This is a genomic window from Sulfitobacter sp. HI0129 (assembly GCF_001635395.1).
GTDB lineage: Bacteria > Pseudomonadota > Alphaproteobacteria > Rhodobacterales > Rhodobacteraceae > Sulfitobacter.
On the sequence record NZ_LWGH01000368.1, the window covers coordinates 1 to 7,014 of the forward strand.

Consider the following 7,014-nt stretch of genomic DNA (forward strand, 5'->3'; position numbering starts at 1 on the left):
CAGCATCAGCGAACCCGGCGCACGGGCCTCTAGTGCCAGGGCGGCAGAGCAGATCGCGGCGGCGGTGTTTTTTGCGGAAGGCTCGATCAGGATGTCGACAGGCGCAATCTCGAGGGAGGCGAGTTGCTCGATCACGATAAAGCGAAAGTCGGCGGCGGTGACGATCGTGGGCGCGGCAAAGCCATCCCCCGACAAGCGACGCGCGGAGGCCTGATAAAGGCTTTCGTCGCCGGTCAGCTTGACGAACTGTTTGGGGTAGGACTTGCGCGACAAGGGCCAAAGCCGCGTGCCGGAGCCGCCACACAGGAGAACGGGGTGAATTAGGTTTTCCATAAGTAACTCTTAACGCCTGAAGGTTTCAGGATTGGCCAGAAACCATTGGTAGGTTTCCGCAAGCCCCTGATCCAGCCCGATCCGCGCGGACCAGCCCATCTGGGTAAGCCGCGAAACATCCATCAGCTTGCGCGGGGTGCCGTCGGGTTTGCTCGGGTCGGTCACAATGCGGCCCGTGTAACCCGTGACAGCCGCAACCTTCTGCGCCAGTTCAAGGATCGAGATATCGGTGCCTGATCCAACATTGATATGGCTGAGCATTGGCTGGGTGTTTGCCTCATACTCGGCCTTAGGCAAATCAAGCACAAAGAGCGAAGCGGCGGCCATGTCATCCACATGCAGGAATTCGCGGCGCGGCGTGCCGGTACCCCAGATAACGACATCTTCGTCCCCCGATTGCGCGGCCTCGTGAAAACGGCGGATCAGAGCGGGAAGCACGTGGCTGTTCTCGGGGTGGAAGTTGTCGCCGGGCCCGTAGAGGTTCGTCGGCATGACCGAGCGATAATCGGTGCCGTGCTGGCGGTTGTAGCTCTCGCAGAGCTTGATCCCGGCGATCTTGGCGATGGCGTAGGGTTCGTTCGTCGGCTCCAGCACGCCGGCCAGCAGTGCGTCCTCGCGCATTGGCTGCGGAACGGCGCGGGGGTAGATGCAGGATGAGCCAAGCTGCAAAAGCCGCGTGACGCCAGCGGCATAGGCCTGATGGGTGACATTCGCCTCGATCATCAGGTTGTCGTAGATGAAGTCAGCGGGGTAGCTGTTGTTGGCAAGGATCCCACCCACTTTGGCAGCGGCAAGGATCACCACATCGGGGCGCTCGGCCTGCATGAATGCCCGCACAGCACCCTGATCTGTCAGGTCGAGTTCCGCATGGGTGCGGGTGACGATGTTCGTTTCGCCACGCGCTTGCAACTGCCGCAGGATCGCGCCACCAACCATCCCTCGGTGGCCTGCAAGGTATATCTTGCGCATTGCCTTAACTCTCGATCGAAATGTGCAGGTCCAGCCCGTGTTCGCGCAACAAACGGGTGCGACGCGCGTTTTGCAGATCATGGGCGACCATTTCCGCGCACATTTCCTGCACGGTAATCTCGGGCGTCCAGCCAAGCTTTGCCTTGGCTTTGGAAGGATCGCCAAGCAGCGTCTCGACCTCGGCGGGGCGGAAATAGCGCGGGTCGATGCGAACGATCACATCGCCAACCGAAAGTGCGGGCGCCGCGTCGCCCTCAATCGCGGCGACAATTCCGACCTCGTCCAGTCCTATGCCCTCAAACCGCAGCGTGATGCCCAACTCGGCGGCGGACCATTCGATGAACTGGCGCACGGAGTATTGTACACCCGTGGCGATGACAAAATCTTCGGGCGTATCCTGTTGCAGCATCATCCACTGCATCCGCACGTAGTCTTTTGCATGGCCCCAATCGCGCAGCGCGTCGATATTGCCCATGTGGAGGCAGGGCTCCAACCCCTGCGCGATATTGGCCAGACCGCGGGTGATCTTGCGGGTCACGAAAGTCTCTCCGCGACGGGGGCTTTCGTGGTTAAAGAGGATGCCGTTACAGGCATACATGCCATAGGCCTCGCGGTAGTTCACGGTGATCCAATAGGCATACATCTTGGCCACCGCATAGGGGCTGCGCGGGTGGAAAGGTGTTGACTCGGTCTGGGGAATTTCCTGCACGAGGCCGTAGAGTTCAGAGGTTGATGCCTGGTAGAAGCGGGTCTTCTTTTCGAGCCCCAGAAAACGGATCGCTTCGAGTAAGCGCAGCGTGCCAATCGCATCGACATCAGCGGTGTACTCAGGCGACTCGAAACTCACTGCCACATGGGATTGCGCGCCCAAATTATACACCTCATCGGGCTCCACCTCCCGCAGGATGCGTGTAAGGTTCGAAGTGTCCGTCAGATCCCCGTAGTGCATTTTGAACCTTTGGTGCGTGGCATGTGGATCCTGATAGATGTGATCCACCCGAGCCGTGTTGAACAAAGACGCACGACGTTTGATTCCGTGAACATCGTAGCCCTTCTCAAGCAAAAACTCGGCGAGGTAGGAGCCATCCTGCCCCGTAATCCCAGTAATTAGTGCGCGTTTCGTCATTGTGGGTTTCCTTTTTTCGAAAAAATGGCTCTAATCACGTGCCCCCCCAGACGGCATCGATGTGCCAAGGTAGTTTTGCGATCATCTACAGAGGAGGAGGGTCATGTCGGAGATTATCGCGTTCGGGCTCGACCTGACGAAAAACGTATTCCAAGTTCGCGGGGCAGATGGCGCGGGCAGTGCAGTGCAGGGCAAAAAGCCGAAACGGGATCAAGTCCTTGATTTTTTCGGGCGACTGTCTTCCTGTATCGTTGTCACGGAAACCGGTAGCAGCGCGCATTTCTGGAGTCGAGATCGGCAAGTTGGGCCATGACGTGCGGCTCATTCCGTCGGGATACGTCAAGCCCTTCGTGAAACGGCAGAAAAACGATGCAGCCGATGCCGAGGCGACCTTCGAGGCCGCGATGCGTCCGACATTGAGGTTTGTAAACATGTTGCAAAAATCGTACTAACTGTAGTGGATCCGGTGTGATCTGGCAGTTGGCCGTTTTTCCGGCGGCGTCTGTCAGGTCAAGTCGGTTTAGGAACTTTTCCTTCCAAGTCTTTTTACCCTGGATCATGGTCTGGTACGGGGTTCTGCCGCAACACATTTTGCCCTAATGCGTGCTCTCGTGGTTATAGTGGTGCGGCCACCCGCGCCTAGTACAAGCGCACATTTAGTCATGTAGCTTAATCCTTTGAAACCTAGATTGTCCCGCTAATGCGACTGACACTGCACCTTTGCAGAGCCGGAACACGCATAGCGATTTGGCCCGCAAAAGCCAATTGGGAAGAGCATGCGATCGTAGCCCATGGGAGGTTGGGGTCGATCCACAGGCCGCGTTGCAACTCCGGCTCGGGTGCATGACAGGGGCTCCGTTTCACGCGACTTGCCCCCGGACCAGATGACCTTCATTTCCGCGTCGAAGCGCTCGAAGCGCGAATGGCACGACGTCAGAAACCATGTCGCCATCATTTTCAAAGAACGCTTCAAAATGACGAAAGAAAACGTGTCAAACACAAAATTCGGCACAGTTTCGTGACAGCTAAAACGAGGTCGAACTTTTTGATCCGTTCCGACAACTCATCGTTTTCACGCGGTGTACAATTGTATCGGAAACGCACTTGGGTCATTTTCTCTCTACGAGAGTAGTCTGTAGTGAGAATTGCTGTGTCCGGTGGAGAGACAGATAGCGTCTTGTCCGCGATCCGTTCAACCATGTGCGGAACCTCGCAATCGAACCCGCTGTGAGAAGCGCGGGTTTAATGCGTCAGTTCACTCACGTATCTGCGCGGTGAAACCCATACTCATGACCGCCTTGCGAAACGTAGTGAAGGGCATATCCTGCCGCGCGCAACATGGCGACGGCCTTTCGTGTGTCGTCAGGGGTGTAGCCGTACATATTGTGATGGAATTCGACGCAAATCTGACCCGGCATAATTCCCTTGGCCATCATGTCGACAATGACTGGGTATTCGGAACCTTCGATGTCCATTTTCAGTAAATCGATGGTCTCGTGACCGAGCCGATTCATTAATTCGTCCAGTGGCTCGACCGGCAATTCCACGACTTCGCAGCTGTCGCTGCGTTCAGCAACCGTATAAGATACGAAATCGTCCTCGGGGGGAGCGGAGAAGCGCAACACCTCAGTCTTGTTGGACAGCCCAACATCGTGGAATTTGAACCCCGCCGGAAGGTCCTGTACCTGCACCCAAGCGATACAGCGCGGGGTCGGATCGAAGGCGTCTACCGTGCAGCCGAAACTGCCAATCACTGCGAGGTCGAAGCTGATGTCCGTGCCGACGCCAAAACAATATACCACGCTTTGCGTTGTTAGACTGCCGTTCATCACTGGCCATCCTCCATAGTCGGAGCCAAGAACCCGGAAGGCAAACTGATCGTCCGGGCGGTGAAGCGGAGGCTTTATAAGACTCTTGAAACGGCGAACCACCGGCCGCACAAGTGACTTTAAGTCATTGGTGTTCATACTCTAGTCCCTGTGAATTTATGAGTAGGCGGCGCTCCAATCCGGCAGCACCCCAGCAATCGGTGATGCAACAAATGACAGAATCTAGGGCCCAAACATCGTCCTCGGCTATCAGAAAATAACGGTGCCTGATGTCCTATTTCAATCCGGTGGGGCAAGAGCGAGGCGCAGACACTGGTCGAACCGTTTGGGTGAAAACCTGGCGCGCGCCTGCGCGGCAGCGTCGTGGGCGGATCGGGGCCGGGACGCGACGAGTGGGCGCAGTGCCTCGCATATCGCGCTGGGGTCTTTCTGCACGAAGATCGCCGGGTAGTCGCCCACGGTCGCCCGCATCGCCGCGGTATCGGAGACTAATAACGTTCGCCCTTCGAGCATACCTTGGATCACGGCAAGAGGCTGGCACTCGCTTGAGTATTCCGACGGCAGCGCAACGACGTCGCTCGCCGTTACGTATCCGGGCACCGCTCCGGGCGGCACGACGCCCTTCATCTCGATCCAGTCCTCACTGCGCAGGCCTTCGAGAAAGGCGTGCATCTCGGCTTCCGTTCTTTCCGCGTCGCCGATCGGACTGCCGAGTATGACCAGCCTGATTGCCGCGCCCTCGTTGCGCAATAGCCTAACCCCCTCGACCAATTCGGCGATACCTTTGGTGGCCATGATATTAGAATTCCATAGTACAATGAACGGAGCGACGACAGACTTCCATGCCGAACGCGCATTATCGCTGCCGACTTCGGCAAAGTTCTCACACAGGGTCAGGCGGTGGAGGTGGAAAGCAGCCAACTGCTCCAGTAGGTGGCTGGACGGAACGATGACCTCGCAGGAGGCGTAAAGCCAGCGGGCCAGCGGGCCAACCCTACGACGCTTAAGAAGTTCGGGGAAATCCGACCCGTGCACATGGGCAACGACCCGCGCGCCTAGGCGCGACGTGAGTAAGGGCAACATGTCGCGCAGAAAACCGACGGAAGATCGTGAGCAGACAACGTAGGCGCCGGCGTGCCGGCCAGAAACCACGGAAGCGGTCAGCCGCGTTGCCTGCCACAAGGTTTTCAAAATCGCCGGCAGCGTATTGCCGCGATAAGTGTAGACGGTTCCGAGCCTGTCCGCTTGTCCTGCAATCACCCTTTGAGTCACTATATTCTGTCCGTTCACGCTAGAAAGATCAGGAGTCCAGACGGCCAGCTTGCCTAGGGTATCCCTAGTCATTCCAACCCATCCACAAGCGCGCAAAATCGGCGTGCCATATCTTCGACATTGAACGTTTTCGCAGTTGTCTTCACCGCCTCGGTTGACGACCTCACCAGTTGGTCAGGTTGTTTGATAAGGTCCGATATTGTGTTTGCCAGCGCATCGGCGTTGCCGAAGCGGAACGCCGAGCCGTTTTCGCCGGGTCGATGGGCGGCAATTTCAGGCATATGCTGCCAGCGATCGTCGTGAACGATCGCCGGCAGCCCGTAGGTCAAACCGTGTATTAGCGACAGGCCAACTGAACCTGGATACACGAACAGGCGGCATTTATTTGCGATCCTCGCAATTTGTGGTTCATCAGTCAACGCGCCATGCCATGCAATTCGATCCGAGATTCCAAGCTGGGCTGCACGATTGCGAAGTACCTCCGCCTCGTCGCCATCGCCAATTACGTCTAACGTAACCGATATGCAACTTTCGTGCGACAGCGCGTCCAGCAAGAGCGACAATTCGGCTTTTTTCGTGACGCGACCGATGAAGAGAAGGTCTCTTGGCCGGCGAGAGGCCTCGTACGGGGCTCGAAGGGCCACGATCTGATCCGTTTCAATCCCATTGTTGAGCCCTTTTACGGGGACTGAGCTGTGCCGCGCATTCTGCGTCTGATACTCGTCCACTTCTTGATCGGTGTAGAACAAGATCGCGTCTGCCAGCCGCATAATCCAGAACCGGATTGTCGCACGCCAAGGTCTGCTTGTTGCGGACCAGAAATGCCCCCACCATACCACGCGCGCGCCGACGAGTTTCGCTTTCAGGATCAGGGCTAAGTTGGAGATGGTCCGGGGTTGCCCTGATAACACGAGAATGTCGCCGCGTCGTAACGAAATGGCCAGAGCGCCAGATTGCCATTCCAGTTTACACAAGATTGGTCGCGCTGGATTCAGGGGGCGGAACCAGGAGGCGGCCGTCGTTTTAGCGTTCAATGCGCCGAGTTCTGACTGGCGTGATGCGTAGACGGTAAAGCGCTCGCCGTAAATTTTGGAGAGTCTCGCGAAGAGCGGAATCCGGTAGAGCGGCAATGCCGGTTGGGTCACAACGATCCTGGATGTTGCGGCAGGGACGGGCGTGCCCGCTTTTTTCAACGGCCCCTTCATCGGAGCCCGCCGACAAGCCCAGGCCGCGTTTGGATCGCCACGGCGTGTCTTGGTGATCGTGTACTTGCATAGTGCGCTATCGCAAGAGCGATGGTCATCCACATGGTGGTTGAGTTGAATAACGCGCCGGAAAACTGATGGGCGGTAATGTACTGGACGGTGAGCAGCCCGATCCACAGGTCACCTGCACCGCGACGTAAAATTCTCCATGCCGAATACAATGCGAGAACTGTAATGCCGATGAACGGAATGCTTCCGATCAACCCGGTGGCCATCAGGG

General features: G+C 57.3%; 7 protein-coding genes and 2 pseudogenes. 1 reads left to right on the plus strand and 8 read right to left on the minus strand.

Annotated features, from left to right (window positions below; translation table 11 throughout):
• The 3 genes from A3764_RS09370 to gmd form a co-directional block, all read right to left on the minus strand.
• A partial coding sequence (locus A3764_RS09370) for a sugar phosphate nucleotidyltransferase (RefSeq protein WP_269085019.1) occupies window positions 1-333 on the minus strand: 333 nt, incomplete at its 3' end.
• A 9-nt stretch (window positions 334-342) separates the two neighbouring features.
• Window positions 343-1,302 (minus strand): GDP-L-fucose synthase, encoded by a 960-nt coding sequence (gene fcl, locus A3764_RS09375; RefSeq protein WP_067923636.1) that lies wholly within the window; start codon window positions 1,300-1,302, stop codon window positions 343-345.
• A gap of 4 nt (window positions 1,303-1,306) precedes the next feature.
• Complete coding sequence (gene gmd / locus A3764_RS09380; RefSeq protein ID WP_067951522.1) at window positions 1,307-2,428, minus strand: GDP-mannose 4,6-dehydratase; 1,122 nt, start codon at window positions 2,426-2,428, stop codon at window positions 1,307-1,309.
• Between the two features lie 103 nt (window positions 2,429-2,531).
• Between gmd and A3764_RS09385 the strand changes: the two are divergent.
• Window positions 2,532-2,856, plus strand: a pseudogene (locus tag A3764_RS09385) (IS110 family transposase); the annotation flags it as partial.
• A gap of 90 nt (window positions 2,857-2,946) precedes the next feature.
• Here A3764_RS09385 and A3764_RS25955 read toward each other — a convergent pair.
• The 5 genes and pseudogenes from A3764_RS25955 to A3764_RS25960 all read right to left on the minus strand — a co-directional run.
• Window positions 2,947-3,060, minus strand: a pseudogene (locus A3764_RS25955) (IS481 family transposase); the annotation flags it as partial.
• A 627-nt stretch (window positions 3,061-3,687) separates the two neighbouring features.
• Complete coding sequence (locus tag A3764_RS09390; RefSeq protein WP_082851059.1) at window positions 3,688-4,395, minus strand: FkbM family methyltransferase; 708 nt, start codon at window positions 4,393-4,395, stop codon at window positions 3,688-3,690.
• 141 nt (window positions 4,396-4,536) lie between these two features.
• The gene (locus tag A3764_RS09395) at window positions 4,537-5,601 is read right to left on the minus strand and encodes a glycosyltransferase (RefSeq protein ID WP_067921080.1); all 1,065 of its coding nucleotides are present in this window, start codon (window positions 5,599-5,601) and stop codon (window positions 4,537-4,539) included.
• Window positions 5,598-6,722, minus strand: coding sequence for a glycosyltransferase family 4 protein (locus A3764_RS09400; RefSeq protein WP_161487489.1), 1,125 nt, complete (start codon window positions 6,720-6,722; stop codon window positions 5,598-5,600). Before A3764_RS09400 ends, A3764_RS09395 begins: the two co-directional genes overlap by 4 nt.
• Window positions 6,723-6,730: 8 nt before the next feature.
• Window positions 6,731-7,014, minus strand: a 284-nt coding sequence (locus tag A3764_RS25960; RefSeq protein WP_236628156.1) for a hypothetical protein, incomplete at its 5' end; no start/stop codon positions are given.